Origin of the sequence: Paraglaciecola sp. L3A3 (assembly GCF_009796765.1) — a bacterium.
Lineage (GTDB): Bacteria > Pseudomonadota > Gammaproteobacteria > Enterobacterales > Alteromonadaceae > Paraglaciecola.
The window spans coordinates 1,659,655-1,682,148 of sequence record NZ_CP047023.1 but is presented as its reverse complement, the minus strand read 5'-3'; the positions used below and the strand labels follow the sequence as shown (position 1 = coordinate 1,682,148).

Here is a 22,494-nt window from a genome sequence, read left to right as displayed (position 1 = left end):
GTTTTATTAAGTAAATAATTTGTTAATTAATTGACTGCAACACTTGCCAATTAATTTCAACCTGCTCATCAGAGCCTGCTACGAATGCTGACTCTCCGCTCAAAGTCACTGATAAGTCTACCGTACGATTGACTAATTTAGTCAATTGTTGGATTTCATCCCAATTAAACTGAGTCACAGTTAATTTTAAAGCTGAAAATTGTGCCTGTGACTGTTTCCACCACACATCAGATTTTGAATTAAAACTGTATACATAAGTAGACTTAGCTAAGCGAGTGGCTTTTTTCATACGTTCAAAAGCAGGTTCACCTAAATCAATCCACATATGTAATTGATCATCTAGACCTTTAAGCCAAATATCAGGTTCTTCAACTGAGCTTAAGCCCTTAGTAAAGGCCAATAAACTGTCTTGATCTTGATAAGCATGTAAACAAAAGGCTAGGATTCTAGCCATCATACGGGCAAGAGTCTCAGAAGGGTGTTGGGCAACGGTTAGATTAAGGCTATCAAAGTGATCATGATTTAGATCAGATAAAGAAATTTTAAATTTATAAATTGTAGGCTTAAGAGCCATGTAGTTTGTACACCTAAATAAAAAAATAGTAAGAAATTACAAGCATAACTTTAACTCAACCAAAGAAGGCTCAAAGCCAAGTTTTTTATAAGAGCGAGTGGCGGCCTCATTTTGAGCATAAGCTTCTAGATAAAAATCAGTGAAGCCTCGCTCCTTCCCCCAATTAATAAGGGACCTAATCACTAACTGATTAATCCCCTTACCTCTATGTTCTTCAGTTACATACATACAGCCAAGATAAATATGTTGGTCATGAGTTAAGTGACGTTTTGATTCACGTACTCGCCCATAACCAGAAGCAATAACCTCACCTGCAAGTTCTGCTACCATAACGGTAGAAGATGCAGAATCCATTAAGGCAGCTAAATCATAATAACAAAAAGTTTCAGCCTTCAAACATTCATTAAACGGACGTTCAGTAGCAATAATTTTTTGCTCAAATCCTTTTAGTAAAGGTAAATCTGCTTCCACAGCAGTTCTTATTACAATATCACTCATAAGGTTATGCAGACCTCCTCAACAGACTCTTAGCTACAGATAGTTATTCCCACTCAATAGTGGCAGGCGGCTTACCTGAAATATCATAAACCACGCGGGAAATACCATCTATTTCATTGATGATCCGATTCGACACTTTACCTAAGAAATCATAAGGTAAATGCGCCCAATGAGCCGTCATAAAATCTATAGTTTCGACTGCACGTAAAGAGACAACCCAGTCATATTTGCGCATATCCCCCATAACACCGACAGATTTAACTGGCAAAAACACAGTAAAAGCTTGGCTGACTTTATTGTATAAATCTGCAGCATGTAATTCTTCAATAAAAATTGCGTCAGCTCTGCGTAATAAATCGCAATATTCTTTTTTCACTTCACCTAAAACACGTACCCCTAGACCTGGTCCAGGGAACGGGTGTCGGTATAACATATCGTAAGGTAAACCTAACTCTAAGCCTATCTTGCGTACTTCGTCTTTAAACAATTCACGTAAAGGCTCAACTAACCCCATTTCCATATCGTCGGGTAAACCACCAACATTATGGTGAGATTTAATCACATGTGCTTTACCTGTGGCTGAAGCAGCTGATTCGATTACATCAGGATAAATAGTGCCTTGTGCCAACCATTTAGCATCAACTAATTTTTTAGACTCTTCGTCAAATACTTCAACAAATACTCGGCCGATGATTTTACGTTTAGCTTCTGGCTCAGATTCTCCAGCCATGGCATCTAAAAATCTGGCTTCCGCTTCAATTTTACGGATATTCAGACCAAAATGATCGCCAAACATATCCATCACTTGCTGGCCTTCATTCAAACGTAACAAACCGTTATCAACAAAAACACAGGTCAAGTTTTTGCCAATTGCTCTGTGTAACAACATAGCGACGACAGACGAATCAACACCACCAGACAAGCCCAAAATAACTTGGTCATTGCCTATTTGTTTTTTCATTTTGGCAATGGCATCTTCAATAATAGCTGCCGGAGTCCATAATTTTTTACAACCACATACATCCAACACAAATTGCGACAAAATACGTTGACCTTGACGAGTGTGAGTGACTTCAGGATGGAATTGCACGCCGTAGAATTTCTTTTCATCATTAGCAAAAGCAGCAAAGGGACAACTGTCTGTTTTAGCAGTGGTTCTAAAACCAGCAGGGGCAGCACTCACTTTGTCGCCATGGCTCATCCACACATCTAATAATGCATTGCCATTTTCACTGACATGATCTTCTATATTAGCAAATAAGGCCATTTCACCTGTTACTTCAACTTGTGCATAACCAAACTCTTTTAGGTTAGAACTTTGTACCGCTCCGCCTAACTGCTCTGCCATGGTTTGCATACCATAACAAATACCTAAAACGGGCACGCCAGCATCAAACACATACTGTGGGGCTCTAGGTGAATCATCTGCATGCACAGATTCAGGGCCACCAGATAAGATAATCCCGTTAGGATTAAAGGCGCGGATCTGTTCTTCGCTGACATCCCAAGCCCATAATTCACAATACACTCCAATTTCTCTAATTCGACGTGCGATCAATTGGGTATATTGAGATCCAAAATCTAGGATCAAAATACGTTGGTCATGAATATCTATGCTCATCTGGTTACTCTTATAAATTTGGAAAATGGGCTTAGGTTGCAGAACCTAAGCCATAAAATGAAAATGACAGGCCAAACTACTAATAAAGTTAGCCTAATCGGTAATTAGGTGCTTCTTTAGTAATACTCACATCGTGTACGTGAGACTCACCCATACCTGCAGCTGTCACCTTAACAAATTGAGGTTTAGTACGAAGTTCTTCTATAGTAGCAGAACCTGTCAAGCCCATAGCAGAACGTAAACCGCCCATTTGTTGATGGATAATATTAGCTATAGGTCCTTTATAGGCCACACGTCCTTCAATACCTTCTGGCACTAATTTTTCAGCACTTTTACTATCTTGGAAATAACGGTCAGATGAACCATTACTTTGATCCATAGCACCTAGAGAACCCATACCACGGTAAGATTTATAATAACGACCTTGATACAATTCAACTTCGCCTGGTGCTTCTTCTGTACCTGCTAACATACTACCAACCATCACAGAACTTGCTCCTGCGACTAATGCTTTGGCTATATCACCAGAGAAACGAATTCCGCCATCAGCAATAACAGGAACCCCCGTACCTTCAAGTGCATCAACAGCATCTGAAATAGCCGTAATTTGCGGAACTCCACAACCTGTAACAATACGAGTAGTACAAATTGAACCAGGGCCGATACCTACTTTAACCGCATCAACACCAGCATCAGCTAAAGCTTTAGCCCCTTCACCTGTTGCCACATTACCCGCAATAAGCTGTACATCTGGATAATCCGCACGAACTTTTTTCACTCGATCAATCACACCTTGAGAATGACCATGAGAAGTATCAATAAGTAATACATCAACGCCAGCTTCAACTAGAGCCTTAATCCGTTCGTCTGTCCCTGCTCCAACACTAACAGCAGCACCGACTCGCAAACGACCTAATTCATCTTTACAAGCATTTGGTTTACTCTCAGCTTTTTGAAAATCTTTAACTGTGATCATGCCGGTTAATTTAAAGGCGTCATCTACTACTAAGATTTTTTCGATGCGATGTTCATGCATTAAAGTTAACACTTGATCAGAAGGCGCACCTTCTTTCACTGTAACTAGATCACTCTTCACCGTCATCACACTAGTAATAGGTTTTTCTAGGCTATTTTCAAAACGTAAATCACGTCCTGTCACTATACCTACAAGATTATTATCTTCGTCGACCACAGGAAAACCTGAAAATCCATGCTTCTTACTTAATGAATTAATCTCGCCTACTGTAGCACTAGGCAATACAGTGACAGGATCCTTCACCACACCACTTTCGTATTTTTTAACTATACGCACGTGTTCGGCCTGTTGTTCAGGGGTCATGTTTTTATGAATGAAACCAATTCCGCCTTCTTGCGCTAAAGCAATAGCTAAGCGCGCTTCGGATACAGTGTCCATAGCGGCTGATATAAGAGGGATATTTAGGTCGACTCCGCGGGTAAGTCTAGTTTTTAGACTTGCGGTATGAGGGAGGACAGTTGAGTGTCCTGGCACTAACAATACATCGTCAAACGTAAGGGCTTCTTTAGCGATCCTTAACATGCAATATCACCTATAAATGGGGGTTTTAATTGCGGCGCAATTCTAGAGGATTTGTTCATTTCAGTCTAGTTTTTATCTACTTTAACTCGCAGATTTTTACCTAGAAGCAAATAAAATCAGTTAAACTGGCAATAATTACATTTTATTCATCTATTGTTCTTCAATGTTTAACACTTTATCTCATTCAAAAAATATTCTTACCGTCAGCAAACTAAACAGCTTAGCTCGTTCAGTATTGGAAGCGGAAATTGGTCAAATATGGTTATCCGCTGAAATATCAAATTTTGTCGCGGCGGCATCAGGTCATTGGTATTTCACCTTGAAAGACAATCGTGCTCAAGTAAAAGCAGCCATGTTTAAGGGAGCCAATCGCCGAGTAATACAAAAGCCAAAAGAGGGTGACAAAGTATTAGTCAGGGCCAATATAGGTTTGTATGAACCCAGAGGTGACTATCAATTAATTGTTGAACACCTTGAACCTGAAGGTGAAGGGCAACTAAAAGCACAATTTGAAAAATTAAAACAACAACTGGCCTATGAAGGTTTGTTTGCCACCGAGCATAAACAAGCTATTCCAATACAAATTTTAAAAGTGGGGATAGTCACTTCAGCCACAGGTGCAGCACTACACGATATATTGACGGTATTAAAACGACGAAATCCAGCCATTCAAGTGGTTATTTACCCAACTCAAGTGCAAGGTGACGCAGCCCCAGCGCAAATATGTAATGCCATTAATATAGCCAATCAAAGAAATGAAGTAGAAATATTGATTGTTGGGCGAGGTGGTGGCTCGTTAGAAGACTTATGGTGTTTTAATGATGAAACAGTAGCCAGAACCATTTTCAATTCTCATTTACCCATAGTCAGTGCTGTTGGTCATGAAGTAGATATGAGCATTGCCGACTTTGTCGCCGATTTACGTGCCCCTACTCCATCAGCGGCGGCAGAGTTGATTAGCAAAGATCAGTCTGAGCTTATGACTAAAATAGCCACTTTAGAACATAAACTGGTTAAAGGTTATAAAGCCAATCAACAAACATTAATGCATCAACATCAAGTTTTAACCCAAGCTTTATTAAAAAATCATCCACAAAAACAATTGCAACAAAAGTATCAATACTTAGATCAACTGCAAGATAAACTCACATTTGTCTTTAAACGTAACTTTGAGCAAAACAAACAACAGCAACAGCACCTTGAAAGTCGTTTATTTCTTGCATCTCCTAATAAACGTTTGCAAACCCACCAGCAAACATTGCTTGAACTACAAGACAAGTTAAATAAAAACTGTCAGCAATTGTTATTGAAAAAACAACAACAGTTAGCAAATAATAGCCATTTATTAGATACGGTCAGCCCACTCGCCACCTTGTCGCGAGGCTACAACATCAGCTTTAAGCAAGGCGAAATTATAAAAAGCGTCAAACAAATAGATGTTGGTGATGACATTGTTAGTCGTTTTGTGGATGGTGAAATAAAAAGTACCGTTAGCCAGTCTAATGAACAATAGGATAGTGTTAACAACAAAATATAGGTAAACTACTCACATTCATATGTGATCAATATCTCATTATTAGCAGTCAATCAGCTTGGGTATAAATGAAAATTAATTTACTCACAATTTGTTTAATGTTTTGCATCTTGATTAATCAATCATTTGCATCTGTGCAAGTACTCTGTTCTGCAGAGCATACTGATGCAGAAGAAAAACATATGATGACTGAAGAGATGGATATGCAAGAAGATGATTGTATGAATATGGACTGCTGCGACACCCAAGACAGTGACACCTGTGTCTGTCTAGATACGGCTTGCGGTTCTGCAGCTATTATCAACCTGCTAGCTATAATCAATCAGCCTAGCAAATCGCCAGCTATCAATAGTTATCATCTATTACTCCCAGAAATTTACCCTCTAAATTTACGCAAACCTCCCATATTGGCATAACCCAATCTAGATCCGTCTAATTTTTAACCCTTGCAATTTTATCTGCAATATAGACCTAGGATCGATTGTCTTCAGTATCTTGCGTGAGTGTTTTAGCCAATAACTAATCTCGCAATGTGAATACTCATTTTATTTGATTGTCATAGGGCATCATTATGCACTTATTAGTTGACCGCAAAACTATATTTATCGACCGCTCAAAGCTCATAAGCTTGAGCTTATTTAGCCTGTTATTTTTATCTAATTCCAGTTGGGCAAATCTCACGTTACCCACAGCCATAAAGCTGGCCAAACAAGATGATGTTTGGCTAAAAGGCAGCGAATTAACCGAGCGAGCATTATTAGCCACAGGGGAAGCGTCTGACTCTTTACCGGATCCATCCATATCAGTAGATTTACTTAATTTACCAACCGATGGTTTCGACTTTTCCCAGGAACCGATGAGCCAATTTAAGCTTGCCATTAGCCAAAACTTTACCCGAGGTGCCAGTCGCCAGCTTAAACAAAAACAATATAATCAACTTGCCGCTCAACATCCTCTACTCAGAAAAAATAGACTCGCTGAACTCGAACTAACAGTTTCACAGTTATACTTAGATGCATTTGCTGCGCAACAGGCGATTAATCATATTGCTAAAGACCGCCCCTTGTTCGAACAATTGATCGAAACCATTAATGCCAGCTACACATCGACTCAAGGCAACAGTCAACAGCAAGATATTCTTCAAGCTAGAATAAAGTTAGCCTTAATAGATGACCACTCTCTGAAAATGCAGCAGCAACTTGATACCGCTTTAGCTCAATTAAGTCGTTGGTTACCTGAGTCGAACATTAAGCTTGCAGACAGCAAAGCATGGCCTGAAATAACCAAGTTCCCTAATCACTTAACAGATATTTTGGCCACACAACAAATACATCAATTAGCAGATCTACTCAGTCAACATCCTGCTGTTTTAGCCATACAACAACAAATAAAAGCCAAAGTCAGCGCGGTAGATTTAGCGAAACAAAAGTACCAGCCTTTATGGGGAGTAAGCGCAAGTTATGCTTATCGCGATGATGATCCATTTACTGGTAGCCGAGCTGATTTTTTCTCTGTGGGGATTAAAGTGGAGTTGCCACTGTTTTCTAATCAAAGGAATGATAATGAAGTCGCTGCAGCCAGCTACCAAGCCAGATCTATCGAAACCGAAAAACGATTACTGATCAAAAAAATGTTAGGCCAAGTGAACACTCTATACAAACAATCAATCAATTTAGAGCAAAGATATCAGGGGTATAAACAAAATATTATTCCCCAATTAGAAGCGCAACATAAAGCCGCCCTTGCTGCTTTTAGCCAAAATGATGGCCAGTTAGTAGAGGTTATTGAAGCCCAAATTAAGCAACATGATGCACACGTTGAGATGATAAACATTAGCAAACAAACACTAAAAACTCAGGCACATCTAGCCTATTTACTGGGACATGCCAGTTCACAAAACGACAGAGAGGTTAACTAATGAAAAATTATCAAAGTTTGATAATAGGTTTAATCACTGGCACGGTTTTGACCTACATAGTGGCCAAGCAATTTATCCCAGAGACAACCAAGCCTGACAGCAAAAATCAGGATAATGCTGCCGATGCTTCAGCCCCTTTATATTGGGTGGCGCCTATGGACAAAAACTACCGCCGAGATAAACCTGGGCTTTCACCTATGGGCATGGAATTGATACCTGTTTACCCTCAAAACAATAACACCAGTGCAGGCACGGTGAGCATTAGTCCATCGGTGGTGAATAATTTAGGCGTGCGCACGGCAAAAGTTAAGTTGGCTAGATTAGCATTAAATATAGATGCTGCAGGTTATCTACAATATAACCAAGACAAATTAGTTTTTATTAATCCTAGAGTGGAAGGTTGGGTAGAACAACTCCATGTTAAATACCAAGGCCAGGCAGTCACTAAAGGGCAAGCCCTATATACCTTGTATTCCCCTGTATTAGTTAATGCCCAACAAGATTATTTACTGGCGCTAAAAAGAAAAAATAACGACTTAATTAAGGCAGCAAAACAAAAGTTACTCACTCTACAAGTTTCTGAATCGACTATTCAGTCTTTAGAAACTGCCAAAAAACCACTCAACAAGATCACTTTTTATGCTCCTCAATCAGGAGTGATTGAGCAATTAAATATTAAACAAGGCGCTTTTATCCAACCGGGTAATCCCTTGATGACGATAGCTGATTTAACTGAAATATGGGTTGAAGTAGAAGTACATGAAAACCAAGCCTCATTTTTAAAAAATGAACTTGCTGCAAACATGACTCTTGCCGCATTCCCTGGTCAGCAATGGCAAGGAACAGTCGACTATATATATCCAAGTTTAAATCCTGTTAATAGAACAATCCGAGCTCGCTTACGTTTTGACAATTCTGAGCAACAACTAAAAGCCAATATGTTTGGCCAAGTGCAAATCAAAACGAAACAATCACAACCTAGCTTATTAGTGCCAAGACAAGCAGTAATCCGCACAGGTAAACAAAACAGAGTGGTACTAGTATTAACAGAAGATCAACAGCAACCCCAATTCAAATCAGTGGCCGTGACATTAGGCCAAGTCACCCATAAACAAGCACAAATTTTATCCGGCTTAACAGCAGAAGATCAGGTGGTGGTGTCTGGCCAGTTTTTATTGGATTCAGAAAGCAGCATTGACTCGGACTTTAAACGCATGTCGAAAATGGATGATATGAGTGAAATGGATAACATGAGTGATATGCAACATATGCCAAATATGCCAAATATGTCTATAGAGTCCAAAACGGATATGCCACCAGCGACAATACAATCAGCCAGTGTAATGGGCGTGATCAATAGTATAACAGCAGACATCCGCAGCATAAATATCAGTCGAGAAGCGATCGAAAAATGGGGTCGGCCCGCTGCCACTATGGATTTTCATCTAGACGACTCACTTGCTTTAGCCCCCTTATCTCAGGGCCAATCGATACATTTTACTTTCGAAATTCAGCAAGGTGAGTTTGTCATAGTGGCTTATCAAATTAGCGGCCAAGAGGAACAATAAATGATTTCACACATTATTCGTTGGTCTATCAACAACCGTTTTTTTGTATTATTGATAACTTGTATTGTGATTGGTGCAGGCTTGTTGTCATTAAAAAACACACCTGTAGATGCCATTCCTGATTTATCTGATGTACAGGTTATTATCAAAACCAGTTACCCGGGGCAATCACCCAAAGTAGTAGAAGACCAAGTAACCTATCCTTTAACAAGCGCCATGTTATCAGTACCTGGAGCTAAAACGGTTAGAGGTTTTTCATTTTTTGGCGACTCTTACGTCTACGTTATTTTTGAAGACAAAACCGATATGTACTGGGCCAGAAGCCGTGTTTTAGAGTATTTATCTCAAGTGTCGGCTAATTTACCCGCGGCCGCTAAACCGCAACTGGGTCCAGATGCCACTGGGGTTGGCTGGGTGTATTTATATGCCTTGGTTGACCGCACAGGCAAACACGACATTAGCCAATTACGTAGCCTGCAAGATTGGTTGTTAAAGTTTGAATTACAAACTGTAGCAGGCGTGTCAGAAGTGGCCTCTATTGGGGGGATGGTTAAACAATACCAAGTAGTAGTCGATCCCAATAAATTACGGGCTTACAACATTCCCTTGCAACATATACAAAGGGCAATTAAACAAGGCAATCAAGAAGTGGGCGCTTCGGTGATAGAAATGGCCGAAGCTGAATATATGGTCAATACCAATGGTTATATTGAAAATATTGCAGACTTAGCAGCTATTACTCTAGGGGCAAATAATCAAGGTACCCCTCTACTGTTAGCTGATGTAGCAGATATAACTTTAGGCCCACAAATGCGCAGAGGCATAGCTGAACTAAATGGTCAGGGAGAAGTGACTGGTGGCATAGTGGTCATGCGTTTTGCTGAAAATGCACGGCAAACCATAGAAGGAGTGAAAACCAAATTAGATGAGCTCAAAATGAGTTTACCTGATGGCGTAGAAATAGTGCCGGTTTACGATCGTTCAGAGCTAATCGACAATGCCGTGAATAATTTATGGTCAAAATTAGCTGAAGAGTTATTAATAGTCGGCCTGATCTGCGCAATATTTTTGTTTCATATCCGTTCATCATTGGTGGCTATTGTCAGCTTACCCTTGGGAATATTAGTGTCATTTATCATCATGTATTGGCAAGGTGTGAATGCCAATATCATGTCCTTAGGAGGCATAGCGATTGCCATAGGTGCTATGACAGATGGGGCTATTGTGATGATAGAAAATATGCATAAACATATGGAGAAAACCAAGTTAACCAACGAAAATCGTTGGCAAGTAGTGAGTAAAGCCGCTACCGAAGTAGGCCCAGCACTGTTTTTTAGTTTATTGATCATAACTGTCAGTTTTTTACCTGTTTTTATCCTTGAAGCCCAAGAAGGTAAAATGTTCGCTCCCCTCGCCTATACCAAGACCTATGCCATGGCCGCTTCAGCAGGTATTGCAGTAACCTTAGTGCCGGTACTGATGGGATTTTTTATTCGCGGAAAAATTGTCAGCGAACAAAAAAATCCCATTAATCGTTTACTTAAAGCTTTGTATTTACCAGCCCTACGCTTTGTTTTAAGTGTTCCAAAAACCACTCTACTGGTGGCAAGCATAATAGGTGTATTAGGTTTTTATCCTTTAACTAAAATTGGTACTGAATTTATGCCACCTTTAGATGAGGGAGATTTAATGTATATGCCTACTACCTACGCGGCTCTATCTGTAGGTAAAGCCAGAGAAATATTGCAACAAACCGATAAGCTCATTCGCACTGTACCTGAAGTTAAAACTGTATTTGGTAAAATAGGCCGTGCTGATACCGCCACAGATCCAGCGCCTTTGACTATGATTGAAACCTTTATTCAATTTAAGCCTGAAAGTGAATGGCGCGCAGGCATGACTAAAACCAAGATACGTGAAGAGTTAGATGGTTTATTACAGTTTCCCGGCTTATCCAATAGCTGGGTGATGCCAATCAAAACTCGTATCGATATGTTAGCCACAGGTATTAAAACCCCCATAGGTATTAAAATTGCGGGCAGCGATTTAGCTGTGATCCAACAAATAGGCCAAGAGATTGAGCGTATATTAAAAAACCTACCGGGTTCGGCCTCGGTTTATTCAGAGCGGGTCGCAGGTGGCCGTTATTTAAAAATAAACATCGACCGAGTTAAAGCAGCCAAATATGGGATGAACATGGCTGAAGTACAACAGATAATCAGCAGTGCTGTGGGTGGCAAAAACATCAGCCAGTCAGTGGAAGGTTTAGAACGATATCCAATTAATTTGCGTTATCCACAAAGTTACCGAGACTCACCAGAACAACTGGCTCTGTTGCCTATAGTGACAGCCAATGGTCAACATATCACTTTGGCAGATGTAGCCGATATACTGATTGAAGATGGTCCTCCTGCAATTAAAAGTGAAAATGCACGAATAAATGGTTGGACCTTCATAGACATTGAAAATATCGACGTAGGAAATTATGTTCAGCAGGCTAAATCATTACTCAAACAAGAACTAGACCTCCCTCAGGGTTATACCCTTAACTGGGCTGGCCAATATGAATATATGCAAAGGGCCAGTGAAAAAATGCAATATGTTTTACCCTTAACATTAGCCATTATTATGCTGCTGTTATATTTAAGCTTTCGCAGTTTTACCGAAGTGGCCATTATTATTTGTACCTTACCTTTTGCCATGATTGGCGGGATATATTTGTTATATATAGAGGGCTTTAATTTGTCGGTGGCGGTTGGGGTGGGCTTTATTGCTTTAGCAGGTGTGGCAGTAGAAATAGGCGTGATCATGTTGGTTTACTTAAATCAGGCATACCAAAGCTTAATTGACAGTCAGCAACAAAATACCAAGGCAATCACCCATGAACAACTTGCCAATAGTGTACTGTCAGGTGCTGGCGCCCGTATTCGCCCCGTCATTATGACAGTGGCCACTGTGATCATTGGATTATTGCCAGTTTTATATGGCAGCGGAACAGGATCTGAAATAATGAGTCGTATTGCCGCTCCTATGGTGGGAGGTATGGCAAGTGCTTTAATACTTTCACTATTTGTAGTGCCGGCCGTTTATTTTTTATGGCGAAAACAAACAATAAAAAGTCTACAGACAAATATGTAGAGTCACTAGGGGCACTTCAACTTTTCTCCATTCGTAATGAGAGGTGCCCTGGTATGAATACTTTAAAAATGTCTATAACATTGTAAAAAATAGCCAAAATTGAGGGTATTTATTAAAGTTACAAAACACAATTCACAAACTAATGATGAGCTTTCCTGCTATAAACAGAGTATGAGAAGGCTAACAATAAGCAAATTCCAGCAGGGATAAACAAGCCCTGAAATTGTAGCAAAGTAAATAAATATGCTCCGACTGTACCACCAGAAATAAACCCAGCTATGATTAACAAAAACAATAACGCTTTTCTTTTATCAAACTCTTCACCACGTAATTTTGCCCCTAACATAATACCAAGATCAGTAAATATTCCTGTGACATGTGTGGTACGAATAACAGCCCCACTAAAGGTAGTCACTAACGCATTTTGTAGACCACAAGCAGCTGAAGCAAAATAATGACCATGGGCAGAATCTTTAGATAAAAAGTAAACTGAAATAAACAAGAAAGCACCTTCTAGATATAGAAGGCCACTATAATTACGACCCAATTTTAACGAGCCACTTGATAAAAAGTAACCTGAAATCATAGAGCCGATTAAGAAACTAAAAAGGACTAAGGCTAAATGTAAAACATCGATAAAACTTGAGTTTAAAAATCCAGTTCCAACCAGTGTTGCAGTACCGGATAAATGTGAAATTGATTGATGTTTAAACCCCAATAAACCAATGGCATTAACTAAACCAGCAACCAGAGCCAGAATAAACGAACCGTATTCTACCCAACGGGGTAATTTCGAAATCACCTGAGTCCCTTAGTTATCTATTCAACCATTATAAAAAATTACCGTCTCCTAATTAAGGATTGACAGAAAATCCATTTAAAAAATTATTAATATCTGTTTTATATTGTGTTTCTAGATTGGTACCTGTGTAAGTCAGATATTGGGTCGACCCTGAAGAATTCGAAAAGTAATAACCAAGATATTTAAATTTAATGCTTTGGATAGTGCCGACAATTTCCATATAAATAACTTTATGACCATTTACCATTCGATACTCTTTTTTCACCACCTTAGCATCAGGAGCTGCACCTTTCGCGTTTTCAAAGGCAATTTCAGCTAAAGCCTCTATACCAATTTCAACTTGTTCAGATATAACCATGGCATATAAATCACCATCTTTTAATTGAAAGGTATATTCTGCATCGTCATGGCCATTTTCATTCTTTTTAAATTTCCATTTTTTAGGATCGATGGCAAAAGTAGAATTAGTTTTGGTACTTTTTAAGGTAAAAGTTGAGTTTATATGTTTACTAAAAGTATTGGAGTTAGTGGGTATTTCAACCAAATTCGTTGCTCTCCCCCCTTCATACACCCAAGTTCCATTATCACTCAATATCACCACTTCGCCTTCTTCAGTCATAGCTTTTTGGTTTGCCAAAACTTGAAGAGTAAAAAGGCATAAAATCAAGCTTAAATATAATTTCATAAAGTTCCCTTTTCTAAGAAACAACTATTCACCACGCATTTGTTTTTGTAAACCCGTCAAAAAATTGCGTAATATTTGATCTTTACACAAACGGTATTGACGATTTTCTGGTTTTCTAAATAATGCACTTAATTCATGTTTGCTAATCTTAAACCCACTGACTTCCATCGTTTCTAGAATAGCTTCTGCTTGCATATTAAAGGCAATTTTAAGTTTCATGAAAATAATATTGTTAGTTAGTCTTCGCTCTACAGGCGCTTCTACCCCTTCACGTTTACCACGTTTGAGATTAATTAGACCATTTAAAAATAATGACATTTGAATATCAGTAATTTCGACAAATGCAGGATCATCTTCTTTACGTAACCAAGAATGTAATTGTTCTGTGGTAGCTGGATAGTCTGCTTGGGCAAAAACGTCAAGCATCTTGGCATCGTTGAAATCCAAAATATAACGAACTCGTCTTAAAACGTCGTTACTGATCATATTGTTCCTTAGGGTGTTAACGGAAAAATCCGCTTATAATGAGGTAAGAGCCACCTAGTTTATAACGTTAAGGGCGAAAGCTCTAGGGGCTGTTAGATAAAACAGACAAGTAGCCTGACACGTCTTTAATTTAAGGACCTTCGAGAAAAATTCGTTCGGCACGCTCAACACGTCTAGGCTTACCTGTTATCACTAATACATCACCCACTTTTAAAATAGTATCTTTATTAGGAGTAGGCAGTTCTTTGTTGTCTCTTCGCAAACCTTTTAAAGAAATTTGCATACCAGAAAAATCTAGATTGGCTAAGGCTTTACCCACAGCATCTGCATTAGACGTTAAAATGACGGCATGCATAAATTCAAGTTTGTCTTTCTTAACATAATCCAATTCGGTCGTTTCTCCAGGGAAAAAACCATGCATGTTACCGTAATGACCTTTACGCTCTTTGCGCACACGTTTAATTATTCTTGACATAGGTACCCCTGAAAGCTGCATGACTTGGGTCACTAACATTAAACTGCCTTCTAAAATTTCAGGCACCACTTGTGTGGCACCAGAATCAAGTAACTCTTCCATTCGATAATCTTTACGGGTTCTTACCACGATAGGCAGAGCTGGATATAAACTAGAAACCAATTCAATCACACTTTTAGCTTTTTCATGTTGATCAAAGGTAATTAATACTAATTTAGCTCGCTCAATCCCGACCGCCCGTAAAATATCTTTCTGTTTAACATCTCCAAAAAATACCGGTTCGCCAGCACTTCGGCTTTCTTGCACCCTTACTGGATCTGCATCTACCACCATATATGGGATAGCTTCTGTTTTTAACAAACGACTGACAGACTGGCCCACCCGACCAAAACCAAAAATCAGCACATGGTCAGATACCTCTTCATCCGGTGCTGGTAAAGGTTCAAAATTATTTTCCTTAAGGCCATTATCTCGACTTATGAATTTGGCAAATAATGGACTTTTTTCCACTAACCAAGGTGTGATAGCCATACTCATCACTCCTATGGTTAAAAATAACGAGCCTTGTTGTGAAGTTAAAATATTATGATCAACCGCCAATGCGGCTAAAACAAAACTAAATTCGCCCATTTGACAAAGTTTTAACCCTGCTGCCCAAGAGTCTTTTTCATCTAATCGGAAAAACCAGGCAACTAAACGAATAATTAAAACTTTCAGAACTATGATGCAAAACAAGCCTAACAAAGCCCAGTGTATTTGCTCTGGTAGATTATGCACCTCTAGGCGCATACCGATTGTAATAAAAAACAAGCCCATTAAAATATCTCTGAACGGGCGAATATCTGCTTCTAATTGATGTTTGTATTGACTTTCACCTAGCATCATTCCCGCTAAGAAAGCCCCTAATGCCATGGATAAACCCAAGGAAAAAGCTAAACCGGCAGCCATCAGAGCAACCATAATTGTGGTTAATACAAAAAGTTCATCGGTACGAGTTCGGGCGACTTCACTAAACACCTTAGGTAATACCCATTTCCCCACTGCTAACAAAATGCCGATCACAAGTAGCCCTTTTAAAAAAGAAAAGGTTATAGCTAAAGCTAAACTTTGCTCTGAATCACTTGCTAATAAAGGAACCAAGATAAGTAAGGGTACAACGGCTAAGTCTTGTAGTAACAATATACTGACAGCAATCTGCGCTCTGGGGGTGTTTAAAATACCTAAATCACTAGTTTGTTTAATAACAATGGCGGTTGATGATAAAGCCACCATCCCACCAATCACTAATGCAGATTTATAATCAAATCCTAAGAATAATGACAGCAACATAAAAACTAAGGTGGTAATGAGCATTTGTCCTAACCCAACACCAAACACCAAATGACGCATTGCTAACATTTTTGGTAAAGAAAACTCTAATCCTAAAGAAAATAATAAAAATACAATACCCAGCTCGGCAAAGTTCTGCATATCTTCTGGATGTTCGAACAGAGCTAATAAATCAGGCCCAGCTAAAATCCCACAAAATAAATAAGCTAAAATAGGAGGTAAGTTAATACGTTTGAATAGCCATACAGCCATCACAGCCACAGACATTAAAATGAGAATATTACCTAGATTTCCATGCATATTGATTTACCGATCCTTTGTCAATTTTGAATTAATCCCATTCGGCACAATATTTGCTGAGTACTTAAAGAGATTCAATATTGTATAGCAATTCGTCATATTTTTGGCAGGAGAATAAAGTGGAACAGCTTAATCAGTTTTATCAAGAAACCATAAATAATAGCTTCTTCACCCATGAGCAATCTAATCAAGGCTTAAGCCAATTGGAGCTCAATCAATTCATCCAAAAATTACTGACCACTATAGATATAACAGAACTAGCTGATCTCTTTTATCAGCAATTAAAATCTACCCTACAACTGTCTGGGTTAAAAATCCAGTATCAGAATAATTTGATTGAACTGGGTATAGAACTTAATAATGACTACTCAAAAACACTGAATTGTATGAATTCTAATTCCATCCTAGCCTCGATAAAATATAGCTTTGCTGAGCCTATGTCGCTAAAAGGTTGGCAATCGTTACAACAAATGCATATTCATTTTTCATTTCCTTTTAAAAATGCCTTGACTCATCAAAAAATAAAACAGTTTGCAATGAAAGATTTTTTAACATCTTTAGGTAATAGAGCAAGTTACGAAGAATCTATAGTACGTATTGTCAGCCAATCAAAAAGATATAATCACTCTTTTGGTTTACTGATGCTTGATATGGACAATTTTAAACAAGTGAATGATACACACGGTCATCAAATCGGTGACAAGGTGCTAGTCGCTTGCGCTAAAACTATTCTTCACCACCTTCGGGATTCTGATTTTGCCTTTCGCTTTGGTGGTGATGAGTTTTGTTGTTTGTTGCCAGAAGCTGATAGTCAAACCAATAGCCTGATAGCTGAACGGATTCGTGTAGCAATTGAAGTAGAGCCTCTATTAAAAGCTCATAATATTTCTTGTAGTATCGGCGCAGCCACTTTTCAAAAAAATGATAATCAAATCACCATATTTTCCAGAGCAGATGAAGCTTTATATCAAGCCAAAAATACTGGTAAAAACTGTATTAAAGCTGCCTAGGTAAGGTTTTGCAGCGGTAAACTAGTACCGGCAAAATTTTGCCGATACTATTGATAGCAATAATCTCATTCTTTTTAATTAACGTAATAGATGTAAAAAATGTTGGTGTTTCTGGTATTGGTCAATAATGTCATTAATCACAGCTTGCTTTGACCACCCCATGATGTCGTAATCTTGGCCACCCTCAGCTAAATGCACCTCAGCTCGATAATAACTATGTTCATCACTATCACCTGCTGATTCTTCATTGTCTGGAGAAAAGCTTGGTTGCTGATATTTAACGCACTTTACAGCAAAAATAAACGAATGTTCAGTGCCGTGTTGTACACATAAGCTTACCTTTCTGGCAGAACTAATAATTTCTGAATCCACTTGATTGTTGGCCAATTCAGCTTTTACATTCTCCATTGCCTGATGCACTGTAGTATCAAGAAATTTTTGCACTGTGCTTCCATTAGGAAATCTAATAATAGTCGACAATCTTTCCTTCCAGCCGCCATCCGCATCAGTTGGATATGGCATTAAGCTCATAGCTAAACTAGCTTTTTTATGAGTCTCGACTCTTAAAGCTTTGATGAGTCCTACCATTGCCAATAATAGAATGATGGCGAATGGCAATGCAGATGCAATAGTCATGGTCTGCAGTGCATTTAAGCCACCTGCCGTTAATAATATTGCGGATACCAAGCCAACTGCCACAGCCCAATAAATTCGTTGCCATACTGGAGTGTTATTTTTACCATGAGAACACAACATGTCCACCACCATAGCACCTGAGTCACACGAGGTCACAAAGAACACTACAACCATTAAGGTGGCAATACCGTTAAGTAATTGCTGAAAAGGAAAGTTCTCTAAAAACACAAATAACGCGACTGGAGCGTTACTGCTTACCATCTCACCAAGTTTATCAACTCCTTGAGTATAAATAAGATCAATAGCAGAATTACCAAAAACCGTCATCCAGAATAGAGTAAAAGCGGTAGGTAATACCAACACCCCAATAACAAACTCTCTAATAGTTCGCCCACGTGAAATACGGGCGATAAATAGCCCAACAAAAGGAGCCCAAGCTATCCACCATCCCCAATAAAAAATAGTCCAACCACCAATCCAATCGGTTTTATCATAGGCAAACAAGTTAAACGTGTTACGTACAATGTCTGACAAGTATGCGCCAGTATTTTGCACATAAGCGGTTAATAGAAATACCGTGGGCCCTAAAATGAGAATAAATAACAACAAGGCGATAGCTAAAATCATATTTAGCTCTGACAATCTGCGTATACCTTTGTCAAGCCCAGTAGCCACTGAAACAATGGCAATAGCAATAATACCAACCATTAAATAAATCTGAACGGTTATAGATTCATCAAACTCAAACAAATAATTAAGACCAGAGTTTATTTGTGCAGCGCCTAAACCTAAAGACGTAGCAATACCAAAAATAGTACTAACAACCGCAAAGATATCGACAACATGACCAGGCCAACCGTAAATTCTATCGCCAATAATGGGATACAAAGCTGAGCGCAAGGTAAGTGGTAAATCTAATCGAAAACTAAAGTAAGCTAAAACTAACCCAACAATTGCATATATAGCCCAAGCATGTAACCCCCAATGGAAAAAGGTCATTTTCATTGCTTCTCTTACGGCTTCAGTTGTACCTGGTGTTGCAGTGGGTGGTGACAAAAAATGCATCACAGGCTCTGCCACCCCAAAAAACATCAGGCCTATTCCCATGCCAGCGGCAAATAGCATTGATAACCAAGTAGGTAATGAAAACTCAGGTTTACAGTGGTCTGGTCCTAAGCGGATCTCACCAAACTTTGAAAATCCTACATACAATATTGTTGTTAGAATAACGGCTACCGAAATCACGTAAAACCAACTGCCATTATCAATAATGGCTTTTTGTAAGTCAGTAAAAAATACATCAGCAACATCAGGTGTAACTAAAGCGAATGAAACAAGCAATAAAATAATGAGAGAAGAAAGGTAAAAAACAGGGCGATTTAGATGTTGGTCAAAACGATTCATAAAGACAGAGCTAATCTACTTAGGGGCGTATTTAAAGATAATATAACCCAAAATGTAAATTTTTGATACAGACAGAAAACAGCACACTACTAAAGTATAGAATTTCGCATCTAAAAGGAATAAGTTAAGAAATCAATAGCTTATTCGGCTATACTATTAACGCCAAACAATAATTGTACTGAATTTAAAACTGTACGCATTGGGGCTATTTAAAAACGTCTCCCCTCGGCATTGCATGCAGACGCCCAAAAGGCTCTCATCATATGAAGAAAACTAAAATTAGCTGTGCCATAGTCACAGCCTTAGCATTCACACCTGCTATAGCACAAACTAAACCAGCCAAAGCACAAATCGAAACTATAGAAGTCACAGCAACTAAAAGAAGCGAGTCGATACAAGATGTACCTGTATCAGTTTCTGCATTAAATGGCCAAGCCCTTGAAAATCTGGGCGTTGAAAGTTTCAGTGACTATGTAGAATTTCTACCAAACGTTGTATTCCAAGGCACTGGCCCTGGCCAAAATGAAATTTACATTCGTGGTGCCGCTACCACTCAAACCAACATATCTGTGTCCTCGGTTCAAGCTTTACAGCCCTCTGTTGCCTTCTACTTAGACGAGCAACCCGTTTCTATGCAAGGCCGAAACTTAGATGTTTACGCCGCCGACATGGAACGAGTAGAGGTATTACCTGGCCCACAAGGCACATTATTCGGTGCAAGCTCGCAGTCTGGTACGGTGCGAATGATCAGCAAAAAACCTGATCACTCAGGGTTTTCAGCTGGCATGGATGTGAATATAGGTACAACTAAAGGCGGCGAAATGAGTAATGCCGTTGAAACCTATTTCAACATAACCCCAACCGATAGCCTAGCATTACGCGTAGTAGCCTACAATGACAAGCAAGGTGGTTGGATCGATAACATTCTCAATAAACCTGGCGAAGGTGGCTACATAGGTAGCGCAGTTGTGATTGACAGAATATCTGGGGGCGTACTCAGCGACCCAGAAAATACACCTGTCGAATCACCAACCAATGGCCGTTTAGTTGAAGATGATACTAACGATGCAGTTTACGCTGGAGTTAGATTTGGTTTATCGTATTTGATCAATAACGACTGGTCGTTTTTGCTACAACACACTGCCCAATCGTTAGAGACAGAAGGTGTATTTTCCTACGATCCTAACCTTGAAGGTGAAACCTCGGTTAACCGTTTTATTCCTGAAGACAATGATGATGAGTTCGGACTCACCACTTGGACTCTAGAAGGCCGTTTAGACAAACTTGAAGTCGTTTACACTGGTGGTTATCTAAATCGTGAAATCAGCTCGACGATTGATTATACAGGTTATACCAATGGCGGTTTGTTCTCAGCCTACTACGTATGTAGCTATGGTAGTTTTAATGATGGCAACGTTGCGCCAGAAGATGAAGCCTGCCTAGATCCCACCAAATACTACAAAGAGCAAACAGACACGTCTCGTATAACTCACGAACTTAGATTTAATACCGATGCTGACAATGTATGGCGTTTAACTGCCGGTATTTTCTATGATGACCAAGACCTTGAAACAGTTGGCCAATTCAATATTGCCAATACAGAATTAAGTGCTTTTAATGATTTAGGTAAATTTCTACCTGGCTCTGAAGGCATTAACTCTGACGGTGGACCATTCGAGCCAGGCATCAGTTTTGTCAATGATGTGACCCACACAATCGAACAAATTGCAGTATTTGGTCAGGTCGAATACGATATTACCGACAAATTAACCGCGACTTTTGGTGCTCGTTGGTATCAAATTGATGACACCTTTAAAGGTTCAACAACCAGTACCGATGTTAGCCGCAGGATCCGCGCTTTTGGTAGTCAAGATCCTGCAGAATTAGACTTAGCAACTAGTGGTGATGCCCCTGGGGTGCTTCAAGCTGCTATTGAAAGTGGCCAGTTGGACGTAAGCTTATTAGACGATAGCGGCACATTAACAGTTGATGATACTATCTTCAAAGCCTCGTTAGATTACAAACTGAATGACGATATTTTGTTATTTACCACTTACTCAGAAGGATTTAGACCTCCGGTTACCAACCGCCAAGGTGGTGATCTTGCGAGTAATCAAAGTGGTGCATTTAACGGATTCAGAATCCCGGTTTATTCAACTACCGATAGCTTAGATAATTTTGAATTAGGCATGAAAGGTGACTTTTTAGATGGTATTTTAAGAATAAATGCCACGGCTTTTTATTCTGAAATTACCGACCTACAAACATCTCGTTATGACCCAACCAACATCAGCTTTTTAGTATTTACTGATAATGTCGGTGATGCCGAAATTAAAGGATTAGATGCAGATATTACTTGGTTAGCAACAGATAACTTAGTGATCAACGCGGCCTTTAGTTTACTAGATACAGAACTAACTCGTGTCAACGATGAACTAGCGGGAATAGCACCGGGCGTTGGCGCACAATTGCCATACTCAGCTGAATTCTCTGGTAACCTGCGAGCTAGATATTACTTCGAACTTGACGACGGTTATGAAGGTTATGTAAATGGTTCTATTAGCTACACGGGTGATCGTTTAGCCGGAATGGCCATGGACGCCTACGTCACCGAAGACGCGACTCAATTAATCTATGGTACTGGCTCTGGCTTGCCTATCCAAAATGAAGCAGCTACTTATGACGGCACCTCATTCACAGACTCGAATGGCGATGTATTTCAAGGTGGGCGTTACATTCAAGAAAGCTATGCAATTGCTAATGTCTCTGTTGGGATCACCAAAGACGATTGGAAAGCCGAGCTATATATAGATAACCTTACTGACGAAAGTGCGGTGTTGTATATTGATACACAGCAGTTTACACCAAAGGTTGTGACTAACCGTCCTCGTACAATGGGCTTGAGATTATCTTACGATTTCTATTGAGATAAGCAACAAACTGCTTAAATCATCCTTG

At 39.3% G+C, this 22,494-nt stretch carries 16 protein-coding genes; 7 read left to right on the top strand and 9 right to left on the bottom strand.

Annotated features, from left to right (window positions below; genetic code table 11):
• Positions 1-22: 22 nt before the first annotated feature.
• The 4 genes from GQR87_RS07045 to guaB form a co-directional block, all read right to left on the bottom strand.
• Complete coding sequence (locus GQR87_RS07045) at positions 23-574, bottom strand: YaeQ family protein (RefSeq protein ID WP_158967877.1); 552 nt, start codon at positions 572-574, stop codon at positions 23-25.
• Between the two features lie 36 nt (positions 575-610).
• Positions 611-1,072 carry a GNAT family N-acetyltransferase gene (locus GQR87_RS07040; protein ID WP_158967875.1) on the bottom strand — a complete coding sequence of 154 codons (462 nt, stop codon included), beginning with the start codon at positions 1,070-1,072 and terminating at the stop codon, positions 611-613.
• A 43-nt stretch (positions 1,073-1,115) separates the two neighbouring features.
• Entirely contained in the window at positions 1,116-2,693 is a 1,578-nt protein-coding gene (gene guaA / locus GQR87_RS07035) for a glutamine-hydrolyzing GMP synthase (RefSeq protein ID WP_158967873.1), read from the bottom strand.
• 88 nt (positions 2,694-2,781) lie between these two features.
• Positions 2,782-4,251, bottom strand: coding sequence for an IMP dehydrogenase (gene guaB / locus GQR87_RS07030; protein ID WP_158967871.1), 1,470 nt, complete (start codon positions 4,249-4,251; stop codon positions 2,782-2,784).
• Positions 4,252-4,414: 163 nt separating this feature from the next.
• Between guaB and xseA the strand changes: the two genes are divergently transcribed.
• The 5 genes from xseA to GQR87_RS07005 all read left to right on the top strand — a co-directional run bounded on the left by xseA (position 4,415) and on the right by GQR87_RS07005 (position 12,409).
• The gene (gene xseA / locus GQR87_RS07025) at positions 4,415-5,764 is read left to right on the top strand and encodes an exodeoxyribonuclease VII large subunit (protein WP_158967869.1); all 1,350 of its coding nucleotides are present in this window, start codon (positions 4,415-4,417) and stop codon (positions 5,762-5,764) included.
• An 89-nt stretch (positions 5,765-5,853) separates the two neighbouring features.
• Positions 5,854-6,201 carry a hypothetical protein gene (locus tag GQR87_RS07020; protein ID WP_158967867.1) on the top strand — a complete coding sequence of 116 codons (348 nt, stop codon included), beginning with the start codon at positions 5,854-5,856 and terminating at the stop codon, positions 6,199-6,201.
• A 155-nt stretch (positions 6,202-6,356) separates the two neighbouring features.
• Positions 6,357-7,703, top strand: coding sequence for a TolC family protein (locus GQR87_RS07015; RefSeq protein WP_158967865.1), 1,347 nt, complete (start codon positions 6,357-6,359; stop codon positions 7,701-7,703).
• A complete protein-coding gene (locus GQR87_RS07010) occupies positions 7,703-9,271 on the top strand; it encodes an efflux RND transporter periplasmic adaptor subunit (RefSeq protein ID WP_158967863.1) in 1,569 nt (522 codons plus the stop codon). The genes GQR87_RS07015 and GQR87_RS07010 overlap by 1 nt, the downstream gene beginning before the upstream one ends.
• Positions 9,272-12,409 carry an efflux RND transporter permease subunit gene (locus GQR87_RS07005; RefSeq protein WP_158967861.1) on the top strand — a complete coding sequence of 1,046 codons (3,138 nt, stop codon included), beginning with the start codon at positions 9,272-9,274 and terminating at the stop codon, positions 12,407-12,409.
• 139 nt (positions 12,410-12,548) lie between these two features.
• On the opposite strand, the gene GQR87_RS07000 is transcribed toward GQR87_RS07005, so the two are convergent.
• From GQR87_RS07000 to GQR87_RS06985, 4 genes are all read right to left on the bottom strand, one after another.
• A complete protein-coding gene (locus GQR87_RS07000) occupies positions 12,549-13,211 on the bottom strand; it encodes a YoaK family protein (protein WP_158967858.1) in 663 nt (220 codons plus the stop codon).
• A 52-nt stretch (positions 13,212-13,263) separates the two neighbouring features.
• Positions 13,264-13,896 (bottom strand): hypothetical protein, encoded by a 633-nt coding sequence (locus tag GQR87_RS06995; protein WP_158967856.1) that lies wholly within the window; start codon positions 13,894-13,896, stop codon positions 13,264-13,266.
• A 24-nt stretch (positions 13,897-13,920) separates the two neighbouring features.
• Positions 13,921-14,382 (bottom strand): DUF1456 family protein, encoded by a 462-nt coding sequence (locus tag GQR87_RS06990; protein ID WP_158967854.1) that lies wholly within the window; start codon positions 14,380-14,382, stop codon positions 13,921-13,923.
• Between the two features lie 130 nt (positions 14,383-14,512).
• On the bottom strand, positions 14,513-16,486 hold the full coding sequence (locus GQR87_RS06985) for a monovalent cation:proton antiporter family protein (RefSeq protein WP_158967852.1): 1,974 nt from the start codon (positions 16,484-16,486) through the stop codon (positions 14,513-14,515).
• 119 nt (positions 16,487-16,605) lie between these two features.
• Here GQR87_RS06985 and GQR87_RS06980 point away from each other — a divergent pair, with 119 nt between their 5' ends.
• Entirely contained in the window at positions 16,606-17,496 is an 891-nt protein-coding gene (locus GQR87_RS06980) for a GGDEF domain-containing protein (RefSeq protein ID WP_158967850.1), read from the top strand.
• A gap of 78 nt (positions 17,497-17,574) precedes the next feature.
• Here the strand turns inward: GQR87_RS06980 and GQR87_RS06975 are convergent, their stop codons facing one another.
• Positions 17,575-19,536 carry a choline BCCT transporter BetT gene (locus GQR87_RS06975; RefSeq protein WP_158967848.1) on the bottom strand — a complete coding sequence of 654 codons (1,962 nt, stop codon included), beginning with the start codon at positions 19,534-19,536 and terminating at the stop codon, positions 17,575-17,577.
• Positions 19,537-19,799: 263 nt separating this feature from the next.
• Between GQR87_RS06975 and GQR87_RS06970 the strand changes: the two genes are divergently transcribed.
• Complete coding sequence (locus GQR87_RS06970; RefSeq protein ID WP_158967846.1) at positions 19,800-22,463, top strand: TonB-dependent receptor; 2,664 nt, start codon at positions 19,800-19,802, stop codon at positions 22,461-22,463.
• The last annotated feature ends 31 nt before the right edge of the window (positions 22,464-22,494 follow it).